The sequence below is a fragment of the Ureibacillus sp. FSL K6-2830 genome, assembly GCF_038004145.1.
GTDB lineage: Bacteria > Bacillota > Bacilli > Bacillales_A > Planococcaceae > Ureibacillus > Ureibacillus thermosphaericus.
On record NZ_JBBOQR010000001.1, the window covers coordinates 1,466,710 to 1,489,528 of the forward strand.

Sequence of the window (22,819 nt, forward strand, 5' to 3'; positions counted from 1 at the left end):
TGACATTCCATTAATTAAGATTTCTGAATCAGAGAGTTTTAATGAAGAATCGGGCAGGCGTCTACCTGCCCACATGTAGATTAATTTTGAGTTTCAACAGGTTTTTCTTCTTTAGTTGGCAAGATGTTTAGGGCATCAGCTGGTTGTAGATCATCATCATCATCCATATCTCTCAGTTCAATCTCTTCTTCGTCTACAGTAAGCATTTTCACATCTAATCCCAGTGATTGAAGCTCTTTAATTAATACTTTGAAGCTTTCTGGCACGCCTGGTTCTGGAACACTTTCACCTTTTACAATCGCTTCATATGTTTTCACACGTCCTACAACGTCGTCTGATTTGATTGTCAATAGTTCTTGTAGTGTATATGCTGCACCATACGCTTCAAGTGCCCAAACCTCCATCTCACCGAAACGTTGGCCACCAAATTGCGCTTTACCACCTAATGGTTGTTGCGTTACAAGTGAATATGGACCTGTTGAACGGGCATGAAGTTTATCGTCAACCATGTGCGCCAATTTGATCATATACATGATACCAACTGATACTCGGTTATCAAACGGTTCTCCTGTACGCCCATCATAAAGAATCGTTTTACCGTCTCTATTCATTCCGGCTTCTTCCATCGTATTCCAAACATCTTCTTCGTTCGCACCATCGAATACAGGTGTCGCCATGTATTCGCCTAATAAGTGTGCAGCCATACCTAAGTGAAGTTCCAACACTTGTCCGATGTTCATACGAGACGGTACGCCCAATGGATTTAACATGATGTCAACTGGAGTTCCGTCTGGCAAGAATGGCATATCTTCTTCAGGTAATATGCGGGAAATTACCCCTTTGTTACCGTGACGACCGGCCATTTTGTCACCGACGCGAATTTTACGTTTTTGAACAATATAAACACGCACTAATTGGTTTACTCCAGGTGGTAATTCATCACCGTCTTCTCGATTAAACACTTTAACATCGAGGACGATACCACCTGCTCCATGTGGTACACGTAATGATGTATCTCGAACTTCACGAGCCTTTTCACCGAAAATGGCATGAAGTAAGCGTTCTTCAGCTGTTAATTCCGTAACTCCTTTTGGTGTTACTTTACCTACTAAAATATCACCGTCACGTACTTCAGCACCAATTCGAACGATACCGCGATCATCAAGATTACGTAGCGCATCTTCACCGACATTTGGTATTTCGCGAGTAATTTCTTCTGGGCCTAGTTTAGTATCTCGAGATTCAGATTCATATTCTTCAATATGAATGGATGTATAAACATCATCTTTTACAAGACGTTCGTTCATAATAATCGCGTCTTCGTAGTTGAAACCTTCCCAAGTCATGAAAGCAACAAGAACGTTGCGACCTAGAGCAAGTTCTCCTTTATCCATGGAAGGTCCATCTGCAAGAATATCTTTTGGTTTTACGCGATCCCCAACTTTAACGATTGGGCGTTGATTAATACAAGTTCCATGGTTGGAACGCTGGAATTTTTGAAGCTTATATTTATCCAGTTCGCCCTTTACTTCTTTTCCATCTCTAATTTCGATACGACGAACGTGGATTTCACGCGATTCAACATGTTCAACGATTCCTTCATACTTATTAACTACAGCAGCACCAGAGTCACGAGCGTTTACGTATTCCATTCCTGTCCCTACATACGGAGCCTCTGGTTGAATTAATGGTACTGCTTGACGCTGCATGTTTGCACCCATTAATGCACGGTTAGAGTCGTCGTTTTCTAAGAATGGGATACATGCTGTCGCAGCAGATACTACTTGTTTAGGTGATACGTCCATGTAGTCAACTAATTCTCTTTTGAATACTGTGTTGTCTCCACGGAATCGACCTAAAACTTCCTCGTTGGCAAAAGTTCCGTCTGGATTTAACGGTGAGTTTGCCTGAGCTACGATGTAGTTGTCTTCCTCATCGGCTGTTAAGTAGTCAATTTGGTCTGTCACTCGGCCTGTTTCAGGATCAACACGACGATAAGGTGTTTCAATAAAACCAAACTTATTCACTTTCGCATAAGTTGATAATGAGTTAATTAGACCGATGTTTGGACCCTCTGGTGTTTCAATAGGACACATGCGGCCATAGTGCGAGTAGTGAACATCCCGCACTTCCATACCAGCACGTTCTCTCGTTAAACCACCAGGTCCTAAAGCGGAAAGGCGGCGTTTATGCGTCAATTCTGCTAGCGGATTTGTTTGGTCCATGAATTGCGATAATTGAGAGCTACCAAAGAACTCTTTTATTGATGCAATTACTGGACGAATATTAATCAATTGTTGTGGTACGATTGACGCTGTGTCATTAATTGACATGCGCTCACGCACAACTCGTTCCATACGCGATAGTCCAATACGGAATTGGTTCTGCAACAACTCACCAACAGAGCGTAAACGACGATTTCCTAAATGGTCGATGTCATCAACATTTCCTACACCATAAAGTAAGTTGAAGAAGTAGGATAATGACGCGATAATATCCGCAGGAGTCAAATGTTTTACCTCTTCATCAACGTAAGCATTGGAAATGACATTGATGATTTTTCCATCTTCGTCATTAGGAGCATATATTTTAATGGATTGGATTGTAATATCTTCATCCAATACACCACCTACTTGAGATAATGTACGGAATCCAACACCCTTCTCTAAATAAGGAATAATTTTATCTAACGTACGTCGGTCAAGAATTGTATCTTTTTCAACAATAATTTCTCCTGTTTCAGGATCTACTAACGTTTCTGCGATTTTTTGATTAAATAGACGATTTTTTATGTGAAGCTTTTTATTCATTTTATAACGCCCAACGGCTGCTAAATCATAGCGTTTAGCATCGAAGAAGCGGGAATATAGCAAGCTTTTTGCACTTTCAACTGTTGGTGGTTCACCTGGACGAAGGCGTTCATAGATTTCTAATAGCGCCTTTTCAGTGCTATCTGTATTATCTTTCTCAAGCGTATTTCTCAAATACTCATTATCACCGATAATATCGATAATTTCTTGGTCTGAACCAAAGCCTAACGCTCTTAGTAGCACTGTTGCAGGCAATTTACGTGTGCGATCGATGCGAACATAGATAATATCTTTTGCATCCGTTTCAAACTCCAGCCATGCCCCACGGTTTGGAATGACTGTTGCACCGAAGCCTTTTTTGCCGTTTTTGTCCGTTTTATCGTGATAATATACGCTTGGTGAACGTACCAATTGGGATACAATTACACGCTCGGCACCGTTAATAATAAAAGTGCCTGTTTCTGTCATTAATGGGAAATCCCCCATAAAGACATCTTGTTCTTTAACTTCATCTGTTTCTTTGTTATGAAGACGTACCTTTACGCGCAATGGTGCTGCATAAGTTACATCGCGCTCCTTACATTCATCGACATCATATTTTGGTTCTCCTAAAGAATAGTCGATGAATTCTAGCGAAAGATTGCCTGTGAAATCCTCAATAGGGGAAATTTCTTTAAACATTTCAAGCAATCCTTCTTTAAGGAACCAGTCGTAAGAGGCTGTTTGAATCTCTATTAAATTCGGAAGCTCCAGCACCTCTTTAATACGCGCAAAGCTTCTACGCTGGCGGTGTCGTCCGTACTGAACTAGTTGACCTGTCAACTTATTCACCCCTCAATAAAGCGATAATAGGTCTTTGCAAAATCAAATAAATAGTGTATGATTTTCCAAAGACAAAAAGAAAACGAGACTTTTTCAAAACCTCATTTTCGGTTAAACTTAACTTATTCATGGCAAGTATACCCACATAAAAATTATTGCATACAAAAGGGCATACTCCCAAAAAATAATATTTTTGCATTTTATTATGTTATCATAGCCGATTTGTCAAGTCAATATTTAATGGGAATTCGTTTTATTTTTCAGCTTTGATAATCCAATATCCCTTTTTCTTCTCGACAATTTCCACTGACCGAAACTTTTCTTCCAAATACTTTAACGTAGATGGTGCTCCTTGTTTCTTCTGAATCACAACCCAAAGTTCTCCACTTGTACACAAATGCTGATAAGCCCCGTCATAGATTTTAAAAACCGTCTCTTTCCCAGCTCGAATTGGCGGGTTCGTTAACACAGCAGCAACTTGGACTTGCTCATCCACATATACACCGTCACTTTCATAAATACGCACATTTTGGATTCCGTTCAATTCTGCATTCTTTCTAGCTAATTGAAGTGCTCGCTCATTAATATCCATCATATATACTGTTCGCTCTGGATATTGTTTTGCTATCGCTAACCCGATTGGACCGTAGCCACAACCAACGTCTAAAACAATTCCTTCTACATCGGGCATGTTAAATGTATCAATTAACAAACGGGATCCAAAATCTACTTCGCTTTTACTAAACACTCCTGTATCTGTTTCAAATAAAAATGAGTGTCCTAATAAAGTAAACTGCCATTGTTGAGGTTTACTTTCCGTTTGAGGCTTTCGTGAATAATAATGTTCAGTCATTTGAGTGGCCTCCCTAAATAAATGAAGAAAAGCTCGCCAAATAGGACGAGCTTTTTATTTTTTGGTATAAACGATACTCAAGCAATTATTACTTAAGTTCTACAGAAGCGCCAACTTCTTCAAGTTTAGCTTTGATTTCTTCAGCTTCTTCTTTAGAAACGCCTTCTTTAAGTGGTTTTGGAGTGTTGTCAACTAATTCTTTTGCTTCTTTTAAGCCAAGGCCTGTAAGTTCGCGTACAACTTTGATAACTTTGATTTTTTGATCTCCAGCGTTAGCTAATACTACATCGAATTCAGATTTTTCTTCTGCAGCAGCACCTGCAGCAGCGCCACCTACAACTGCAACTGGAGCAGCAGCAGTTACGCCGAATTCTTCTTCGATAGCTTTTACTAAATCGTTTAATTCAAGAACTGTCATTTCTTTAATAGCTTCAATAATTTGTTCTTTAGTCATTCCATATTCCTCCTATATAGGTATTTTTGTTAGGCTATTTGCCTGTATTCGAAATATTGGTTTAAGCGATAAATTACGCACCTTGTTCTTCTTTTTGTTCTGCAACAGCTTTTGTTGCAAGAGCGAAGTTGCGGATTGGAGCTTGAAGTACAGATAGTAACATTGAAAGTAAACCTTCGCGAGATGGAAGGTCAGCAAGAGCTTTAACCTCTTCAACTGTAGCAACGTTTCCTTCAATAACACCCGCTTTAATTTCTAATGCATCGTTTTCTTTTGCGAAGTTGTTAATGATTTTAGCTGGTGCTACAACATCTTCTGTAGAGAAAGCGATCGCATTTGGACCTGTTAAATATTCATTAAGTCCTTCTAGTCCAACTTCTTCAACAGCACGGCGAGTTAAAGTGTTTTTATAAACTTTAAATTCTACGCCAGCTTCACGAAGTTGTTTACGCAATTCAGTAACTTGAGCTACGTTTAAACCGCGGTAATCAACAAGCACTACAGAAGCAGAATTTTTAAATTTGTCTGCAATCTCTTGTACTTGTACTTTTTTTGCTTCAATTGCCTTAGACATTTTGACACCTCCTATTAGAATGGGTCATTCATACCGATAAAACAAAAGCCTTCGTGTAGACACACGAAGGCATAAAAAGTCATCATCTTAAAAAAGAATCCGATTTTATGTCCTCGGTAGGGAAGTTTAAGTGCAAAGAGCACCCCTACTGTCTACGGTACAAATGGATTACTATATTCAGAACATCATCCATAATACTAACGAATAGGATGAATGTCAATAGTTTTATTCTATCTTTATTTATTATTTAATCACTACGCTAGAAGCGTCAATTTTAATTGATGGCCCCATTGTAGTAGTGATGTTTACAGATTTCATGTAAGTACCTTTAGCTGCAGCAGGTTTTGCTTTTTGAATTGCTTCGAATACAGCTAAGAAGTTTTCTACTAATTTTTCTGTTTCGAAAGATACTTTACCGATAGGAGCGTGAACGATACCAGCTTTATCAGCGCGGTATTCTACTTTACCTGCTTTGATTTCTTGGATTGCTTTCGCAACATCGAAAGTAACTGTTCCTGTTTTAGGGTTTGGCATTAATCCTTTTGGACCTAAAATACGACCTAATTTACCAACCTCACCCATCATATCAGGTGTAGCTACGATTACATCAAACTCAAACCAACCTTGTTGGATTTTGTTGATGTAGTCTACATCGCCTACATAGTCTGCTCCAGCAGCTTCAGCTTCTTTTAATTTTTCACCTTTTGCAAATACTAATACACGTTGAGTTTTACCTGTTCCGTTTGGAAGCACAACTGCTCCACGGATTTGTTGGTCATTTTTACGAGTATCAATATTTAAACGGAAAGCTACTTCTACTGTTGCATCAAATTTAACATTGCTTGTTTTTTGAGCTAATGCAACAGCTTCTTCTACTGGATATAATTTAGTTTTATCAATTAATTTTGCAAGTTCTTGCATTCTTTTACTGCGTTTTACCATTACTTTTTCCTCCTTTGTGGTTTTAGCGGAAATTTACCTCCCACGAATAAAGGTTGCGTGTTCAACAGAACTTGCGCAACCTACAAAAACTAACACGAATTACAATGGATTAGTCAACGATTTCAATACCCATGCTTCGTGCTGTACCTTCAACCATTGCCATAGCCGCTTCAACAGATGCAGCATTTAAATCAGGCATTTTTAGTTCTGCGATTTCGCGAACTTTATCACGTTTAACCGTTGCAACTTTTTTACGGTTTGGCTCACCAGAACCTGATTCAATACCTGCTGCTTTTTTAAGCAATACAGCTGCAGGTGGAGTTTTTGTAATAAAAGTGAAAGAACGGTCTTCGAATACTGTAATTTCAACAGGTATAATTAAACCTGCTTGATCAGCAGTACGAGCGTTAAATTCTTTACAGAATCCCATGATGTTTACACCTGCTTGACCTAATGCAGGACCAACTGGTGGCGCTGGATTCGCTTTACCAGCAGGGATTTGAAGTTTAACGATTTTAATAACTTTTTTAGCCACGAGACACACCTCCTTAAGTCCGTGATGTGGTATATTGGGTTGCCCCTCCCACTCAAATATACATTTATCAGCCATGCCGATAAAATATCATTAACTCATATCTCAGACTAAAAAAACTAGTCTGACCTATGAAATGATATCATTTTTCATATTCTTAAGCAAGTAAAAATATTATAAAGATATAAATTATTTGTTAACCAAATTGGTTAAAATGTGCAAACCATTGAAATTTTTTACTCTTTTTCAAAGGTTTATACCCGTTGTACTTGTTCGAAATCTAATTCCATTTTCGTTTCCCGACCGAACATGTCAACTGAAACTTTTACTTTTCCTTTATCCACATCGATTTCCTCTACATTTCCTTGGAAATGAGCAAATGGTCCATCTAACACTTCAACTAGATCGCCAACAGCAATATCTAACTCGCCAATTGCTTTTTTGTGTAATCCCATTGAACGAAGCAGACGATCTACTTCTTCAGGCAGTAAAGGTGTCGGTTTTGCTCCTCCGCCTGATGAGCCAATAAATCCTGTCACTCCTGGGGTATTGCGAACAACGTACCAAGAATCATCAGTTAAAATCATTTCAACTAATACGTAACCCGGGAAAACTTTTCGCATCACCGTACGTTTTTTTCCATCTTTTAAATCAGTTTCTTCATGTTCAGGGATGATTACACGGAAAATGAGATCTTGCATCCCCATTGTTTCTACTCGTTTTTCGAGATTTGCTTTTACACGATTTTCATAACCTGAATAAGTATGAACTACATACCATTGTTTTTCCATAATGTATATTGGACTATTCGTCCTTCCCTCCTTTACAATTACAACCCGTTGAATCTGTATTTAATATTATAATTTACAACATAAATGAAAAAAACCCGCGAAATGTTAGACGGGCTATTTTTCGAAAGATATTTAGTATGGGGCTATAATTATATTTTTAAATACCAACGGAATGCTCCCGAAATCAATAAATCTACAAGCACAAAAAAGATTGCTACAAAAATGACTGTTGTGATTACAACAATCGTATATTTTGTAAGCTCTTTGCTTTTTGGCCAGCTTGTCTTTCTCATTTCGGACATAACTTCTTGCAGAAATTGTTTTATTTTGCCCATTCTAGCTTAACCTCCGAATAAATCATCTGTCTTCTCTATTTCAACTAGCGCGTTTGTTTGTGTAATGTGTGTCGATTGCAGCGCTGACAATACTTTTTCAATTGTAATCTAGTTGAGCTATCTTGTTCAGGATAAGTGTAATTTCTAGAACCACACTCTTCACAGCTTAATACAATTTTCTTTGCCACTGAAAAAACCTCTATTCTGGCATTTTATCTTTTAAAGACTAACACCAAAAAAACATGCTGTCAATAATTGAGGAAAGAGTTTCAAATAATTTCCCCATTTTCTAAATGGCGCTCCAATTTCCGTTTCACCCGTTGCAATGCATTATCAATTGACTTTACATGACGATTTAATTCTTCAGAAATCTCATTATAAGATTGTCCATCTAAATATAAAGTAAGCACTTGTTGTTCAAGTTCGCTTAAAATTTCGCTAATTTTTTCTTCCAAATAGGAGTACTCTTCTCGGTTAATCATTAAATGTTCTGGATTTTCTGATTCCGAGCATGTAATGACATCCATCAACGTCCGATCCGACTCTTCATCATATATTGGTTTATCAAGAGAAACATAGGAATTGAGTGGAATATGTTTCTGACGCGTTGCCGTCTTAATAGCAGTAATAATTTGGCGCGTAATACATAACTCTGCAAAAGCTTTAAAGGAAACAAGCTTGTCCTCTTTAAAATCTCTTATGGCTTTATATAAACCTATCATTCCCTCTTGTATAATATCTTCCTTGTCCGCTCCTATTAAAAAATAAGAGCGAGCTTTCGCCTTTACGAATACACGGTATTTATTAATTAAGTAATCTAACGCCTCTGTATTACCTTGATGCACTAGTTCAACAAGTTGTTCATCCGTTAGCTCGTCAAAAGATTGTACTACTTGCGATTGCTCTGTTTTTAGCAACGGCCTCACCCCAGACGTATAAATCATATTAGGAACAGTATATATGAATTGGAAAATATAGGTCAATTGATTATTTTAAACCTCTTCTCCATTTTTCGAAGGCTAACTCTACTTCTTTCGATAATGGGATTCTAGATTTGGGTCTTTCTTTCTGCGAAGTTTCTACTCTTTTTGATATTTTTGATTGAATAATTTCCAACTCTATTTCTAGTTCACGGGCTGATTTTCGAAGGGCACCATTCCCAAATATTACGTTTTGCTCCGTCATATCAGAAGTTGCTACGTATATTTGGACTTTCCTCCCTTTCAGCTCGTTTGATAATTTTTCAATACGCTCATCTGCCGTTTCGTTCTTTCTTGTAAAAATTACTTCCACTGCATTTTGTACATAGGATTTTTCTGCCCCGGAAACATGATAGGCGTCGAAAACAACAATCACCCGCCATCCCATAGCGGCTTTATATTCTGCCATTAGTTCAAGCAGGCGATTTCTAGCTCCCTCTAAATCTGTATCTTTTAAAGGTCGCAATTCTTTCCAAGCACCTATCATATTGTATCCATCAACTATTAGAATGTTTTTCATAACTAATCATTCACTTCTTGACGTTTTCGGTACACTTCATACATTAATAATGCCGCCGCAACAGACGCATTCAATGAATTAACATGCCCAACCATTGGCAAATGGTAGAGAAAGTCACATTTCTCCTTCAGTAGTCTACTCATTCCTTTCCCTTCACTTCCAATAATGATAGCTAGCGGCAAGGTAGCATCCATTTTTCGATAGTCGGTGCTACCTTTTGCATCTGTTCCAGCAATCCAGACGCCTCTTTCTTTTAACTCATCTACTGTTTGCACTAAATTGTTCACTCTGCAAACAGGAACATGCTCAATAGCTCCTGTAGAAGCTTTCGCTACCGTTGCTGTAAGTCCAACAGAACGTCTCTTTGGTATGATTATACCATGAACGCCAATCGCATCTGCAGTTCGCATAATCGAGCCAAGATTATGAGGGTCTTCTAGTTCATCTAAAATGATGAAAAATGGATCTTCGCCTCTTGCTTTGGCCACATCAAATAATTCATCGAGTTCCGCATACTTATAAGCAGCGACAGAAGCAACGATACCTTGATGGTTGGCGCTTGAAAGTTGATCGATTTTTTTCTTTGGCACAAACTGTACAAATACTCCTCGTTCGCGGGCTAAATCCAGCACTTCCTTAATTCCCGATTTTTTCACACCTTCACTAATCCATATTTTGTTCATTTCTCGGCCTGAACGAAGGGCTTCTAATACCGGGTTTTTACCAGCAATCATTTCTCCACTTTCGCTCATGTTATGACGCTCCTTTCGCTTCTTCAACGATTTGTATTGCATAATCAATTATTTTATTCATACGTTCATACTGTTTTGTTAAATAAAGACTGCCGAGAACTGCTTCAAATCCGGAACTATTCCGATAAGTTTGAACATCCGTATTTTTCGGAACAGTACCAGACTTTGCATTGCGCCCACGTCTATAAATTGCTAACTCTTCTTCCGTTAAATACTGTTCTTCTATCATGCGATGCACAATCATTGATTGAGCTTTAGCAGAGACATATTTTGTCGCCTCATGGTGCAGCGTATTCGGTTTCGTTCGACCGCTTAACAATAAATGTTCCCTAACGCGCACCTCTAAAACGGCATCCCCCATATATGCTAATGCAAGTGCGTTTAATTGCTTAATATCAACTAGTTGTGCCATCTTATGAACCTCGTTTCCAGCGAGTACCTTGTCGTGTATCTTCTAAAATTATGTCCATACTTAATAATTGGTCACGAATTTCATCCGCTCTCTTGAAATCACGATTTTTTCGTGCAATATTACGCTCTTCAATTAACTTTTCAATCTCTTCATCTAAAATTTCCATCTCAACAGCTAATTTAATTCCTAAAACACCACTAAGAACTTCAAATGTTTCAATAAATGCTTTTAGCACTTTTTCATCCGTATTTGTTTCGTTTACATACGTATTTGACGTGCGAGCTAGTTCAAATAAAACAGAAATACCGTTAGCTGTATTGAAATCATCATCCATTTCCTTCTCGAATTGTTTTTTCAACTCATCGATTTTTTCTAAATACAATTCACTATTTTCTGCAAGGTTCGTCGTAGATTTTAGTCGATGTTGAAGATTCGAATAAGCTGTGCGCAAGCGCTCCAATCCACTTCGAGCGGATTCAATCAATTCTTCTGAGAAATTGATTGGATGACGATAATGTACAGAAAGCATGAAAAATCTTAATACTTGCGGATCAATTTTCTGGATAATATCGTGGACTAATACGAAATTCCCAAGAGATTTTGACATTTTTTCGTTATCAATATTAATATACCCATTATGCATCCAGTAACGGGCAAAAAGTTTTCCGGTATAGCTTTCAGACTGAGCAATTTCATTTTCGTGGTGCGGGAACGTTAAATCTTGACCTCCAGCATGAATGTCAATTGTGTCACCTAGATGAGCTCTTGCCATTACGGAGCATTCAATATGCCATCCAGGTCGTCCTTCACCCCAAGGGCTACTCCAGTGAATTTCACCTGGTTTTGCAGCTTTCCAAAGAGCAAAGTCTAGTGGGTCTTCTTTCTTTTCACCCGCTTCGATACGTGCGCCTACTTTTAAATCATCAATTGACTGATGACTTAGTTTTCCATAACCTTCAAACTTGCGTGTGCGGAAATATACATCCCCTTGAGATTCATAAGCATACCCTTTATTGATTAATACTTTAATAAATTCAATAATATCATCCATATGTTCTGTCACTCTCGGATGAACATCCGCTTTTTTGCATCCAAGTGCAGTGATATCCTCAAAATAAGCTTTTATAAAACGCTCTGTCAGTTCAGAAACTTCTTCTCCTAACTCGTTAGCTGCCTTAATAATTTTGTCGTCCACATCGGTGAAGTTTGATACATACTTCACATCAAACCCTTTATATTGCAAATATCTTCTTACGGTATCATAGACAATGGCAGGACGTGCATTGCCTATATGAATGTAGTTATAAACAGTTGGTCCGCATACGTACATTTTTACTTTTCCCTCTTCAAGAGGAACAAATGGTTCTTTTCTTCTTGTTAACGTATTGTAAATTTGAATTGCCATGTCATTCTCTCCTTTAGCCAATTTTCTCCGAACAAATATATCCTTCTATAACTAAATTACCACCATTTCTCTACAGGTAGCCAATAAAAATTAGCTGAATAAAAAACGCCTCCATCATATCACTATGACAGAGACGCCAATTCGCGCGGTTCCACTCTGGTTGAAAGCATGAAGCTTTCCGCTCGAGGTCTTTAACGGTGACTAGCCGACTTGCCTACTCCATTTCAGCAAAGTGCTCAAAGGTGCATTTCCGTAAAATAGAGGTTTAGGTCACTTTCAGCCTGTGGTGACCCTCTCTTTCAAACATATTTTACGTACTTCTCCTTTTCAACGCTTTCACTTTTATATCATTATATCCAAGGCTCAAAAACCGTTCATCTAAAAAATATTAATTTGTGAATTTTTCTAATCGGGCTAAAACTTTTTCTTTGCCCACTAATTCGATTGCATCCGCCAATTCCGGACCATGAGTTTGGCCTGTTGTCATCACTCGAATTGGCATAAATAAGTTTTTCCCTTTATATCCAGTTTCTTTTTGTACTGCTTTAATTGCCGCTTTAATTGACGAAGCATCAAAAGCTTCCGAAGCCTCTAATTGCTGTTTAAATGATGCAGCCAATTCTTTAATATGTTCTAAAGCTAGTACTTCTTGGGCAGCTTCATCATATTCAATTTCATCTTTAAAGAACAAGCTAGATAATTCAACAATTTCTGCACCATAACTCATTTGATTATGGTATAACGCAATCAATTTTGTTGCCCATTGTTTTTGTTCACTAGTCAATTCTAAAGGAAGTAAACCGGCTTTTTGCAAGTGAGGAAGTGCTAAGTCTACTACTTCATCCAATGACAATTTTTTAATGTATTGGTTGTTCATCCATGTTAATTTATTCCGGTCAAACATTGACGGTGATTTTGATAAACGCTTCTCATCAAAAATTTCAATCAATTGTTCTTTTGTAAAGATTTCTTCTTCCCCTTCCGGAGACCAACCAAGCAATGCAAAGAAGTTGAACATCGCTTCTGGTAAATATCCAAGCTCTTTATATTGAGAAACGAACTGGATAATGGATTCATCACGTTTTGATAACTTCTTATGATTTTCGTTCACAATGATTGTTAAATGGCCGAACTCAGGGTATTCCCAATCGAAAGCATCAAAAATCATCATTTGTTTCGGTGTATTTGATAAGTGTTCTTCTCCGCGGAATACATGCGTAATTTCCATATAATGGTCATCTAAAACAACCGCAAAGTTATAAGTAGGAATTCCATTCGCCTTCACGATAACCCAATCGCCGATATCTTTCGATTCAAAAGTAACTTCTCCGCGCACTAAATCATTAAATTTGTATGTTACATTTTCTGGAACTTTAAAACGGATTGTATAAGGAATTCCCTGCGCTTCTTTTTCAGCGATTTCCTCTTTCGTTAAATGGCGGCATTTGCCTTCGTAAGTTGGAGCAGGAATGCCTTTTGCTCTTTGGGCTTCTCTTGAAGCTTCCAATTCTTCAGGTGTGCAGAAACATTTATAAGCTAGACCTCGTTCTAATAGCTCTTCCGCATGTTTCTTATATATATCTAGTCTTTCCGTTTGGCGATATGGCGCATAAGGTCCGCCAATATCTACAGATTCATCTGGAATTATTCCAAGCCAGCGCAGATTATCAAGCTGTGACGCTTCTCCACCCTCGACATTGCGCTCCGTATCCGTATCTTCAATGCGAACAACAAATGTTCCGTTGTAATGTTTTGCAAACAAATAATTAAATAACGCAGTACGCGCTCCACCAATATGTAAATGACCGGTAGGACTTGGCGCATACCGAACACGAACTTGTTTTGTCATAATTTTCCTCCTAAGTTTACCAGATAAAAACCTTCATTTTTAATTTGGCCACTACTAGAATATTGCCATTTCCAATGCTTCCCTTAACTTTTGTACATTTTACCACTCTGTCTTCACATTGAAAAGTTAATGAGAGGGAAGAAATTTTAACTTTCTGGAACGAATTCATCTTCTTTCAACATTTGAGAACTATTGCTTTTTTATTAACAATATTGTTGCTAATGCTGCTATACCTTCTTCTCGGCCAACAAAGCCTAATTTTTCCGTTGTAGTTGCTTTGACGTTTACTTGAGACGGGTTCGCATCCAAAAGTTCTGCTATGCGATTTCGCATTTGCTCAATATATGGAGCCATTTTAGGCTTTTGAGCCATAATTGTACAATCAACATTCCCAAGAATATACCCTTTATCATTTACTATTTTCCATATATACTCCAATAATTTCGCTGAATCTGCATCTTTATATTTTGGATCTGTATCTGGAAAATGACGTCCGATATCTCCTTCTCCAATTGCTCCAAGGGCCGCATCTGTAATTGCATGTAATAACACATCCGCATCGGAATGACCAACAAGGCCTTTCGTATGAGGTATCTCTATGCCTCCGATAATAAGTGGCCGCCCTTCTTGAAACGCATGCACATCAAATCCTTGTCCAACACGAAACATATTGTAGCTGCATGATGAAAGACTGTTCAGCCTTATATGCAGCGTTCACCATCCTTTACTGTAAAATCAGATTCCAATTTGCCACTTCATATATTAACATATTTCCCATTTGTATGGATTGTAAGCATGCATTTAACCCAATTATTATGTATGGAAACAAGAAAAGACCTCACCAATCTAAAAGATTTGTGAGGTACCTTCTTTCTGCATCTGGCGGTTTTTTAAGATGGCTTCACCAAATAATAAATCTTCTTTCGTCGTCATTTTAATATTTTCATAATTGCTTTCAACAATATGGATTTCATAACCGAGGCGCTCCACTAGCATCGCTTCGTCCGTTCCTAAAAATCCTTCTTTTTCCGCTACATCCTCCGCATGCCGTAACAGTTCGTAACGAAATGCTTGCGGCGTTTGGATTGACCATAGGTTTTCCCGATCTACCGTTTCAACAATAATACCATCTTGTACTTTTTTCATCGTATCCTTCGCTCGAACTCCTGCTATCGCAGCCCCTTTTTCATATGCGGTTTCCACTAAACGGTCAATGACTTGTTGGGATATAAACGGTCTTGCAGCATCATGGACGAGAACAATCTCCACATCATTCATTACTTTTAAACATGAATGAACAGAATGTTGACGTTCTTTCCCTCCATTTGGTAAACCCTTTACCTTTGTAATTTTATAATCTTTTAATAAATGTTGAATATAGTCCCTTTCTTCTGGTTTTACCGCTAAATATATTCCCGTACAGTTTCTATCCTTTTGAAAAATTTCGAGGGTGTGAATGAGGATCGGTTTATTCGCTAAAGATAAAAATAATTTGTTTTTTCCCGCTCCCATCCGTTTTCCGCTACCGGCTGCTGGCAATACTACTTCGTAATCCACGTGCTCAACTCCTACTCTTACTTTTCAACGGTTATGCAACTTGTTCGTCTTTTGGTTTAGCAAAAATCATGCGACCAGCGGATGTTTGCAGTACGCTTGTAACGGTGACTGTAATAGATTGCCCAATGTAACTACGACCACCTTCTACAACTATCATCGTTCCATCATCTAAATAAGCAACACCTTGATTTTGTTCTTTTCCATCTTTGATGACAACGACTTGCATATCCTCTCCTGGTATAACAACCGGTTTTACTGCGTTCGCAAGCTCATTAATATTCAATACTTGTACATGATGAAGATCACATACTTTGTTTAAGTTAAAATCATTTGTTAAAATTTTTGCTCCCATTTTTTTCGCTAATCGTACTAATTTTAAATCTACTTCTTGAACATCATCAAAATCTTCTTCAGAAATGATGACATTTACCGTTTTTCCGTCTTGTAATTTTTTCAACATATCTAACCCTCTTCGTCCACGGGTACGCTTCAATGTATCACTGGAATCCGCAATATGTTGTAATTCGGTTAATACGAACTGCGGCACCACTAAAACACCTTCTATAAATCCTGTTGTTGCGATATCCGCAATTCGACCATCTATTATGACGCTCGTATCTAACAATTTATATAGCGTTTTTTCTTGTGAAACAACTTGCCCAGAATCTCCAACTTTCTTTTTTGATCCTACACCGGATTTGGTAAATATTTGTGATAATTCTTCCCTCTTTTTAAATCCGACTCTAAATCCTAAATATCCGAGTGTAATAGATAAGATTATTGGTAAAAAATCAGTAATTACCGGTATATTGATTCGTTCAATCGCAAACCCAACAAAATATGCTACAATTAAACCGACAATTAACCCAAGAGTACCAAATAGTAGATCTGCAGCTGGAATTTTAAAAAGTACCTCTTCCATCCAGTTGATGAATTTTACACAATAATCTGATAAAGAAAACGATAGAAGAAATAATAACAACGCTCCTAATGCGACTGATGTATATGGATTATTTAACAACGGATTAGATGACAAATTTATAATTTCGTATAATGGCGGTAAAAAAACGAAACCTAGTGCTCCCCCAATAAAAAGAAAAGCAAATTGAATTACTCTTTTTAACATACAGCCACCTCCTTTTTTTGATATATTATCTTACTATTAATTATACATCGTTCATGAATCGTTTGCGATTTGAAACAACTACGAAATACATAATTTGTACTTTTTTCCCTTTTCGTCCAGAATATAAAATTATTTTTCCCAATTTCAAAAGGAAAAATGCCCATACATTATAAATATTGGTATGGACATCCCTTTTCATCAATTACCAAAACAAACTCTTAATGCTTCGTTAATGGTTTGCACCCCAATTACTTCAATGTCTTTTGGGTATTCCCAACCTCCTAAATTAGAAGCAGGGATAATGGCTCGTTTAAATCCAAGTTTTGCAGCTTCATGAACTCTTTGTTCGATGCGGGATACCCGTCTTACTTCTCCGGTAAGTCCTACTTCACCGATATAAACATCTGTAACTTGAACAGGCTGATTTCTAAAGCTGGAGACTATGGAGGTAAGAACGGCGAGATCAATCGCAGGTTCGTCCAGCTTTACGCCTCCTGCCACCTTAATATATGCATCTTGCGCTTGCAACAGCATACCCATTCTTTTTTCCAAAACAGCCATCAATAATTGAACTCTATTTTGATCAACACCGGTAGCCATTCTTTTTGGATAATTGAAACTAGTTGGTGTAACTAATGATTGAATCTCGACAAGTATAGGTCTTGTACCTTCCATGGAAGCAACGACCGTCGAACCAGCTGCCCCATGTGAACGTTCTTCTAAAAATAATTCAGACGGATTTAACACTTCTTTTAAACCCGAATGAATCATTTCAAAAATAGCAATTTCATTAGTTGATCCGAAGCGATTTTTATGGCTTCTTAATATTCGATACGTATGATGTCTTTCACCTTCAAAATATAGTACGGTGTCTACCATATGTTCTAATATTCTAGGCCCTGCAATTTGCCCTTCCTTTGTAACATGTCCTACAAGAAATGTTGCAATTCCTTTCGTCTTCGCTATTCTCATCAATTCTGAAGTACATTCTCTAACTTGCGATACGCTCCCAGGAGCACTCGTCACTTCTGGATGATGCACTGTTTGAATGGAGTCAACAATGATAAACTTCGGTTGAACCTCTTCAATACTATGACGAATGAGTTCTAAATCAGTTTCAGCATAAATAAATAATTCATTTGATTGGACACCGATTCTTGTTGCGCGTAATCTTGTTTGTTTCAACGATTCTTCTCCTGAAATGTAAAGCACCCGATGTCCATTATTGGATAATTCAGCGGAAAGTTGCATAAGTAGCGTTGATTTCCCTATACCAGGATCTCCCCCAATCAAAACAAGTGAACCTGGTACTATGCCACCTCCAAGCACACGATTTAGTTCCACCATGCTTGTTTGGACTCTTTGTTCTTCTTGCGTTTCGATGCTGATAATTGGTACGGCCTTCTGACTTATAGCTTCCGAATGCTGAAACACTCCACGAGATTTCGTCATCACTTCTATTTCTTCTACAAAGGTATTCCACTCACCACAACCAGGGCATCTCCCCAACCATTTAGGAGATTCATAGCCACATGATTGACAGCAAAACTTTGTTTTCTTTTTTGCCATTAGGTCCTCCTGCAAATTTTTTTGGTATAGCTATTATAACAAAGGTGCTAGATTAGATTCATTGATGTACTAGAAAATTTCGTTAGACTAGGTAGGTCTATTTATTGAATATATCGGTTTTAGCACAAGCACTTGTTTGTGTAGTTACACTCTACGAAAGAAAAGCTACTTGCTCGTGCGTATGAATCCTTCACTTGTGCAGATATCCCCTCTGCTTGTGCATTTAACCACCAAACTTGTGCACATAACATCCAAACTCGTGCAAATACTACCTCTACTCGTGCACATAACATCCAAACTTGTGCAAATACTACCTCTACTCGTGCACATAACATCCAAACTTGTGCGGATGCTCCTTAAATGGAGATGTACCTGTTAATATAAAAAAAATAAGCTGTACCAAAAAGACAGCATACAGTGTCTTTTGGTACAGCTCGACTAATCAAAAATTATACACTTTCAACAACATCTTTTTGTTTTACGACAAATTCGCCATCCACATAGTCAAATACAACTGTACTGTTCGTTGAAACTGTGCCTTTTAATAACTCTTCTGATAAACGGTCTTCCACATTTTTCTGTAAAGCTCTTCGAATTGGTCGTGCACCGTATTGTGGATCGTACCCTTCTTCAGCAATTTTCTCTAAAGCTGCATCTGTTAGTTCTAGTTCAATGTTTTGTTCTTTTAAGCGTTTGATTAAAGATTTTGCCATCAATAATACAATTTGTTTCAATTCTTCTTTATCCAACGGCTGGAATACGATTGTTTCATCAATACGGTTTAAGAACTCTGGGCGGAATGCTTTTTTCAATTCTTCAAGCATCGTGCTCTTCATGTCTTTATATTTATTATCTCTTCCACCCACACCGAATCCTACATTCTTTTGATACTTTAATGCTTCTGCACCAATATTGGATGTCATAATGACAACCGTATTGCGGAAATCTACTGTGCGGCCTTTTGAATCTGTTAAACGACCGTCGTCAAGCACTTGTAATAAGATATTGAATACGTCTGGATGCGCTTTTTCAATTTCATCTAAAAGTACCACTGAATATGGTTTGCGGCGGACTTTTTCCGTTAATTGCCCACCTTCTTCAAATCCTACATATCCAGGAGGTGAACCCACTAGGCGAGAAGTAGAGTGTTTCTCCATATATTCGGACATATCGATACGAATCATTGCATCTTCATCGCCAAACATTACTTCTGCTAAAGCTCTAGCAAGTTCCGTTTTACCAACCCCAGTTGGTCCTAAGAAGATAAATGAACCAATCGGGCGTTTCGGATCCTTCAATCCTGCGCGAGCACGGCGGATAGCTCTAGAAATCGCCTCAACCGCTTCATGTTGTCCGACAACGCGCTTATGCAATTCTTCTTCTAAGTTCAACAGTTTTTCAGACTCTTCTTGAGCCAGTTTATTCACTGGTATTCCAGTCCACATGGATACCACTTCTGCGATATCTTCTACTGTTACTTTTGATTCTTCTTTACCTTGCTTTTCTTTCCATAATTTTTTCGTTTGTTCTAGTTCTTCTTTAATTTTTTGCTCTGTGTCGCGTAGTGCTGCTGCTTTTTCAAATTCTTGACTTGAAACTGCTGCATTTTTCTCATTACGCACATGTTCTAATTTTTCTTCAAGCGCTTTTAAATTTGGTGGCACTGTAAATGAGCGCAAACGCACTTTAGATCCGGCTTCATCAATCAAGTCAATGGCTTTATCTGGCAGGAAGCGGTCTGAAATGTAACGGTCAGATAATTTTGCAGCAGCTTCAATTGCTTCGTCGGTAATTTTTACTCGGTGATGCGCCTCGTAACGATCGCGAAGACCTTGAATAATTTGAATTGTTTCTTCCACAGTTGGTTCATCGACTTGAATCGGTTGGAATCTACGTTCTAAAGCTGCATCTTTTTCAATGTATTTACGATATTCATCTAGCGTAGTTGCACCGATACATTGCAATTCACCGCGAGCTAATGCCGGTTTTAAAATGTTCGAAGCGTCAATCGCACCTTCTGCACCACCAGCACCAATCAATGTATGAAGTTCATCAATGAATAAAATGACGTTACCCGCTTGGCGAATTTCATCCATTACTTTTTTCAGACGATCTTCAAATTCACCACGATATTTTGTACCTGCTACAACAGTACCCATATCAAGCGTCATTACACGCTTATCGCGCAATGTTTCCGGTACTTCATTATTAACGATTTGTTGAGCAAGTCCCTCAGCAATCGCTGTTTTACCTACACCAGGTTCACCAATTAATACCGGGTTATTTTTCGTGCGGCGAGATAACACTTCAATAACTCGTGTAATTTCTTTGCTACGTCCAATTACAGGGTCAAGGGAACCTTCACGGGCAATTGCAGTTAAATCTCGAGCCAGGCTATCAAGTGTTGGAGTACTTACTGTTTGAGTTGGATTGGAATTTTGAGAAACATCGTTGTTACCGAGAAGCAATAAAACTTGTTGACGTGCTTTATTTAAGCTTACCCCAGCGTTCGCAAGCACTCGAGCTGCAACACCCTCACCTTCACGAATTAATGCAAGTAAAATGTGTTCTGTTCCGATGTAAGCATGACCCAGTTTTCGAGATTCATCAACGGATAGTTCAATAACTTTCTTAGCTCTTGGTGTATAGTGAACGATTGGTCCAACATCCTTCGTACCTTTTCCAACTAGTTCCTCGATACCTCGTTCAATCATCTCTGGGCTTACATCAATCGCTTCTAAAGCTTTTGCAGCAATGCCTCCACCTTCGCGAATTAGCCCGAGCAAGATATGTTCAGTTCCGATGGATTCATGCTTCCAACGAATGGCTTCTTCTTGCGCCAACTGTAACACTTTTTGAGCTCGTTGAGTAAAACGATTAAACATCATGTTTTTCCTCTCCTTTTTCCTTTAATTTCGAATTTCCATCGTTTAATTTTTCTCGTATTAATTTTGCTCGGAATACATCTCGCTCTCCTGGTTCCAAAGTTGTGCCTGCGTATTGTTGTACGAATCCTGGTTGAATCAGTATTGTGCATTCATTTAATACATGTTTTGAAACATTTTTAATTATGCCTAAATCTATGCCTAAGCGAACATTAGATAAACATGTTGCCGCTTCTTCACTTGTCATAATCCGCGCATGTTTCAAAGTACCAAAGGCACGGTGAATACGGTCCTCCAAAGCAACTTGGGATTGTTTTAATAGAGTTTGTCTTGCGTTTCGTTCTTGTTCAATGATTTGCATCACGACAGTTTGTAAATCATCAATTATTTCATCTTCTGCTTTACCGAGGGTTACTTGATTTGAAATTTGATACATGTTCCCTAGATTTTCACTACCCTCACCGTATATACCTCTCACGACCATGCCAAAACGAACTAGCATTTGTGTTAATACTTTCATTTGCTTCATCATCGAAAGTCCTGGTAAATGCATCATCACAGATGCTCTTAAACCAGTTCCTACATTTGTAGGGCAACTCGTTAAATAGCCGAATTGGTTATTGAAGGCAATCGGTAAAAGTTTTTCAAGCTGACAATCTAATTTATTAGCCATTTCATAAGTTTCTATTAGTTGAAGTCCAGGGGATAAACATTGGATTCTCAAGTGGTCTTCTTCATTTACCATCACACTAATGGCTTCATCTTTTGAAATGATAACCGAAGCGAATTTTTCTCTATTGGCAAGCATCGGGCTAATGAGATGTTTTTCAACTAATACTTGACGTTGTAATACGGGCATTTCTTGAATTGTGAAATGAGAGAAATGGTGATTTCCGTTATTCAATTGGGAAAAAGCTTGCGTAACCATTTGATCAACCGTTTTCGCTTCTTCATCAGTAAATATTAATGGGAAACGGAAACCATCCAAGTTTCTCGCTAATCGAATCCGGGTGGAAATGACAATGTCATTTTCTTCACCGTCAACACCCATCCAACTCGGTGCTTCCGCTTTTAAGAAATATTCAAGGTTCATGGTGTATCAACACCTCCCATCTCAAGCTTGCGTTCCAATGCTTTAATTTCATCTCTGAATTTCGCCGCATCTTCAAAACGTTCATCTTGTATAGCTAATTGCAGCTGTTCACGTGCATGTTCAATTTGTTTTTTAATAATTCGGTTGTTATCCACTTTTTGTCCAGGTCTTTTTCCAGTATGTTTGGTTCCCGCTTGTATTTTTGCAAGTACTTGCGGAAGTTTTTCGCCAAAGGTTTCATAGCATTGTGGGCAACCCAATTTACCTTCATTTAAAAATTTACGAAAAGTAAATCCGCAAGCTGGACATGCATTTGTCTGGATGGATGGTTGAACAGCTCTTTCTTGTGTTTCATTTTTCCAAACAGGCATCCCAAACCAATTAGATAACAATTGATGGATTGGGATTTGTTCTTCTTTATGAAAGTCTAGGTTGAATGGATGAAATTGTGCTGCACATACTTCACAATAATGCTTCTCACTTTTATGGCCATTTATTATTTGTGTAACTGTGACGGTTGCTTTCCGTTGTTTACAGTGATCACAAATCATGACCCAC

22 protein-coding genes and 2 other annotated features are annotated in these 22,819 nt (G+C 38.2%); all 22 genes read right to left on the minus strand.

The window, feature by feature from the left end; all coding sequences use genetic code 11:
• Positions 1–80: 80 nt before the first annotated feature.
• The 22 genes from rpoB to NSU17_RS07375 all read right to left on the minus strand — a co-directional run bounded on the left by rpoB (position 81) and on the right by NSU17_RS07375 (position 22,812).
• Positions 81–3,641, minus strand: coding sequence for a DNA-directed RNA polymerase subunit beta (gene rpoB / locus NSU17_RS07270; protein ID WP_340432617.1), 3,561 nt, complete (start codon positions 3,639–3,641; stop codon positions 81–83).
• Positions 3,642–3,885: 244 nt separating this feature from the next.
• A complete protein-coding gene (locus NSU17_RS07275) occupies positions 3,886–4,485 on the minus strand; it encodes a class I SAM-dependent methyltransferase (RefSeq protein ID WP_096550058.1) in 600 nt (199 codons plus the stop codon).
• Between the two features lie 88 nt (positions 4,486–4,573).
• Positions 4,574–4,939, minus strand: a complete 366-nt coding sequence (gene rplL, locus NSU17_RS07280) for a 50S ribosomal protein L7/L12 (protein WP_096550057.1) — start codon at positions 4,937–4,939, stop codon at positions 4,574–4,576.
• Positions 4,940–5,012: 73 nt separating this feature from the next.
• Entirely contained in the window at positions 5,013–5,513 is a 501-nt protein-coding gene (rplJ, locus tag NSU17_RS07285; RefSeq protein ID WP_096550056.1) for a 50S ribosomal protein L10, read from the minus strand.
• Positions 5,514–5,545: 32 nt separating this feature from the next.
• Positions 5,546–5,689: a sequence feature (ribosomal protein L10 leader region), on the minus strand.
• Between the two features lie 67 nt (positions 5,690–5,756).
• Positions 5,757–6,455, minus strand: a complete 699-nt coding sequence (rplA, locus tag NSU17_RS07290; RefSeq protein WP_016838542.1) for a 50S ribosomal protein L1 — start codon at positions 6,453–6,455, stop codon at positions 5,757–5,759.
• A gap of 109 nt (positions 6,456–6,564) precedes the next feature.
• Complete coding sequence (rplK, locus tag NSU17_RS07295; protein ID WP_016838541.1) at positions 6,565–6,990, minus strand: 50S ribosomal protein L11; 426 nt, start codon at positions 6,988–6,990, stop codon at positions 6,565–6,567.
• Between the two features lie 251 nt (positions 6,991–7,241).
• Positions 7,242–7,778, minus strand: coding sequence for a transcription termination/antitermination protein NusG (gene nusG, locus NSU17_RS07300; protein WP_016838540.1), 537 nt, complete (start codon positions 7,776–7,778; stop codon positions 7,242–7,244).
• A gap of 149 nt (positions 7,779–7,927) precedes the next feature.
• On the minus strand, positions 7,928–8,113 hold the full coding sequence (gene secE / locus NSU17_RS07305; RefSeq protein WP_016838539.1) for a preprotein translocase subunit SecE: 186 nt from the start codon (positions 8,111–8,113) through the stop codon (positions 7,928–7,930).
• A 44-nt stretch (positions 8,114–8,157) separates the two neighbouring features.
• A complete protein-coding gene (gene rpmG / locus NSU17_RS07310) occupies positions 8,158–8,301 on the minus strand; it encodes a 50S ribosomal protein L33 (protein WP_340704686.1) in 144 nt (47 codons plus the stop codon).
• 81 nt (positions 8,302–8,382) lie between these two features.
• The gene (sigH, locus tag NSU17_RS07315; protein ID WP_016838538.1) at positions 8,383–9,030 is read right to left on the minus strand and encodes an RNA polymerase sporulation sigma factor SigH; all 648 of its coding nucleotides are present in this window, start codon (positions 9,028–9,030) and stop codon (positions 8,383–8,385) included.
• A 70-nt stretch (positions 9,031–9,100) separates the two neighbouring features.
• Positions 9,101–9,613 (minus strand): NYN domain-containing protein, encoded by a 513-nt coding sequence (locus tag NSU17_RS07320; RefSeq protein WP_340704687.1) that lies wholly within the window; start codon positions 9,611–9,613, stop codon positions 9,101–9,103.
• A gap of 2 nt (positions 9,614–9,615) precedes the next feature.
• The gene (gene rlmB, locus NSU17_RS07325) at positions 9,616–10,365 is read right to left on the minus strand and encodes a 23S rRNA (guanosine(2251)-2'-O)-methyltransferase RlmB (RefSeq protein ID WP_340432625.1); all 750 of its coding nucleotides are present in this window, start codon (positions 10,363–10,365) and stop codon (positions 9,616–9,618) included.
• A 1-nt stretch (position 10,366) separates the two neighbouring features.
• A complete protein-coding gene (locus NSU17_RS07330; protein ID WP_168412262.1) occupies positions 10,367–10,777 on the minus strand; it encodes a Mini-ribonuclease 3 in 411 nt (136 codons plus the stop codon).
• A 1-nt stretch (position 10,778) separates the two neighbouring features.
• Positions 10,779–12,182, minus strand: coding sequence for a cysteine--tRNA ligase (gene cysS / locus NSU17_RS07335; protein WP_340704688.1), 1,404 nt, complete (start codon positions 12,180–12,182; stop codon positions 10,779–10,781).
• A gap of 126 nt (positions 12,183–12,308) precedes the next feature.
• Positions 12,309–12,522: a binding site (T-box leader), on the minus strand.
• A gap of 48 nt (positions 12,523–12,570) precedes the next feature.
• Positions 12,571–14,031: a glutamate--tRNA ligase gene (gltX, locus tag NSU17_RS07340; protein ID WP_016838533.1), complete on the minus strand. Its 1,461-nt coding sequence runs from the start codon at positions 14,029–14,031 to the stop codon at positions 12,571–12,573.
• Positions 14,032–14,220: 189 nt separating this feature from the next.
• Entirely contained in the window at positions 14,221–14,700 is a 480-nt protein-coding gene (gene ispF / locus NSU17_RS07345; protein ID WP_016838532.1) for a 2-C-methyl-D-erythritol 2,4-cyclodiphosphate synthase, read from the minus strand.
• Between the two features lie 177 nt (positions 14,701–14,877).
• Positions 14,878–15,588, minus strand: coding sequence for a 2-C-methyl-D-erythritol 4-phosphate cytidylyltransferase (gene ispD / locus NSU17_RS07350; RefSeq protein ID WP_096550052.1), 711 nt, complete (start codon positions 15,586–15,588; stop codon positions 14,878–14,880).
• 31 nt (positions 15,589–15,619) lie between these two features.
• Entirely contained in the window at positions 15,620–16,714 is a 1,095-nt protein-coding gene (locus NSU17_RS07355; protein WP_016838530.1) for a PIN/TRAM domain-containing protein, read from the minus strand.
• A 198-nt stretch (positions 16,715–16,912) separates the two neighbouring features.
• Positions 16,913–18,283, minus strand: coding sequence for a DNA repair protein RadA (gene radA, locus NSU17_RS07360; protein WP_340704689.1), 1,371 nt, complete (start codon positions 18,281–18,283; stop codon positions 16,913–16,915).
• Between the two features lie 449 nt (positions 18,284–18,732).
• Positions 18,733–21,171 carry an ATP-dependent Clp protease ATP-binding subunit gene (locus NSU17_RS07365; RefSeq protein ID WP_016838527.1) on the minus strand — a complete coding sequence of 813 codons (2,439 nt, stop codon included), beginning with the start codon at positions 21,169–21,171 and terminating at the stop codon, positions 18,733–18,735.
• A complete protein-coding gene (locus NSU17_RS07370) occupies positions 21,161–22,261 on the minus strand; it encodes a protein arginine kinase (RefSeq protein ID WP_340704690.1) in 1,101 nt (366 codons plus the stop codon). The genes NSU17_RS07365 and NSU17_RS07370 overlap by 11 nt, the downstream gene beginning before the upstream one ends.
• Positions 22,258–22,812 carry a UvrB/UvrC motif-containing protein gene (locus tag NSU17_RS07375; protein ID WP_340432639.1) on the minus strand — a complete coding sequence of 185 codons (555 nt, stop codon included), beginning with the start codon at positions 22,810–22,812 and terminating at the stop codon, positions 22,258–22,260. The genes NSU17_RS07370 and NSU17_RS07375 overlap by 4 nt, the downstream gene beginning before the upstream one ends.
• Positions 22,813–22,819 lie beyond the last annotated feature (7 nt).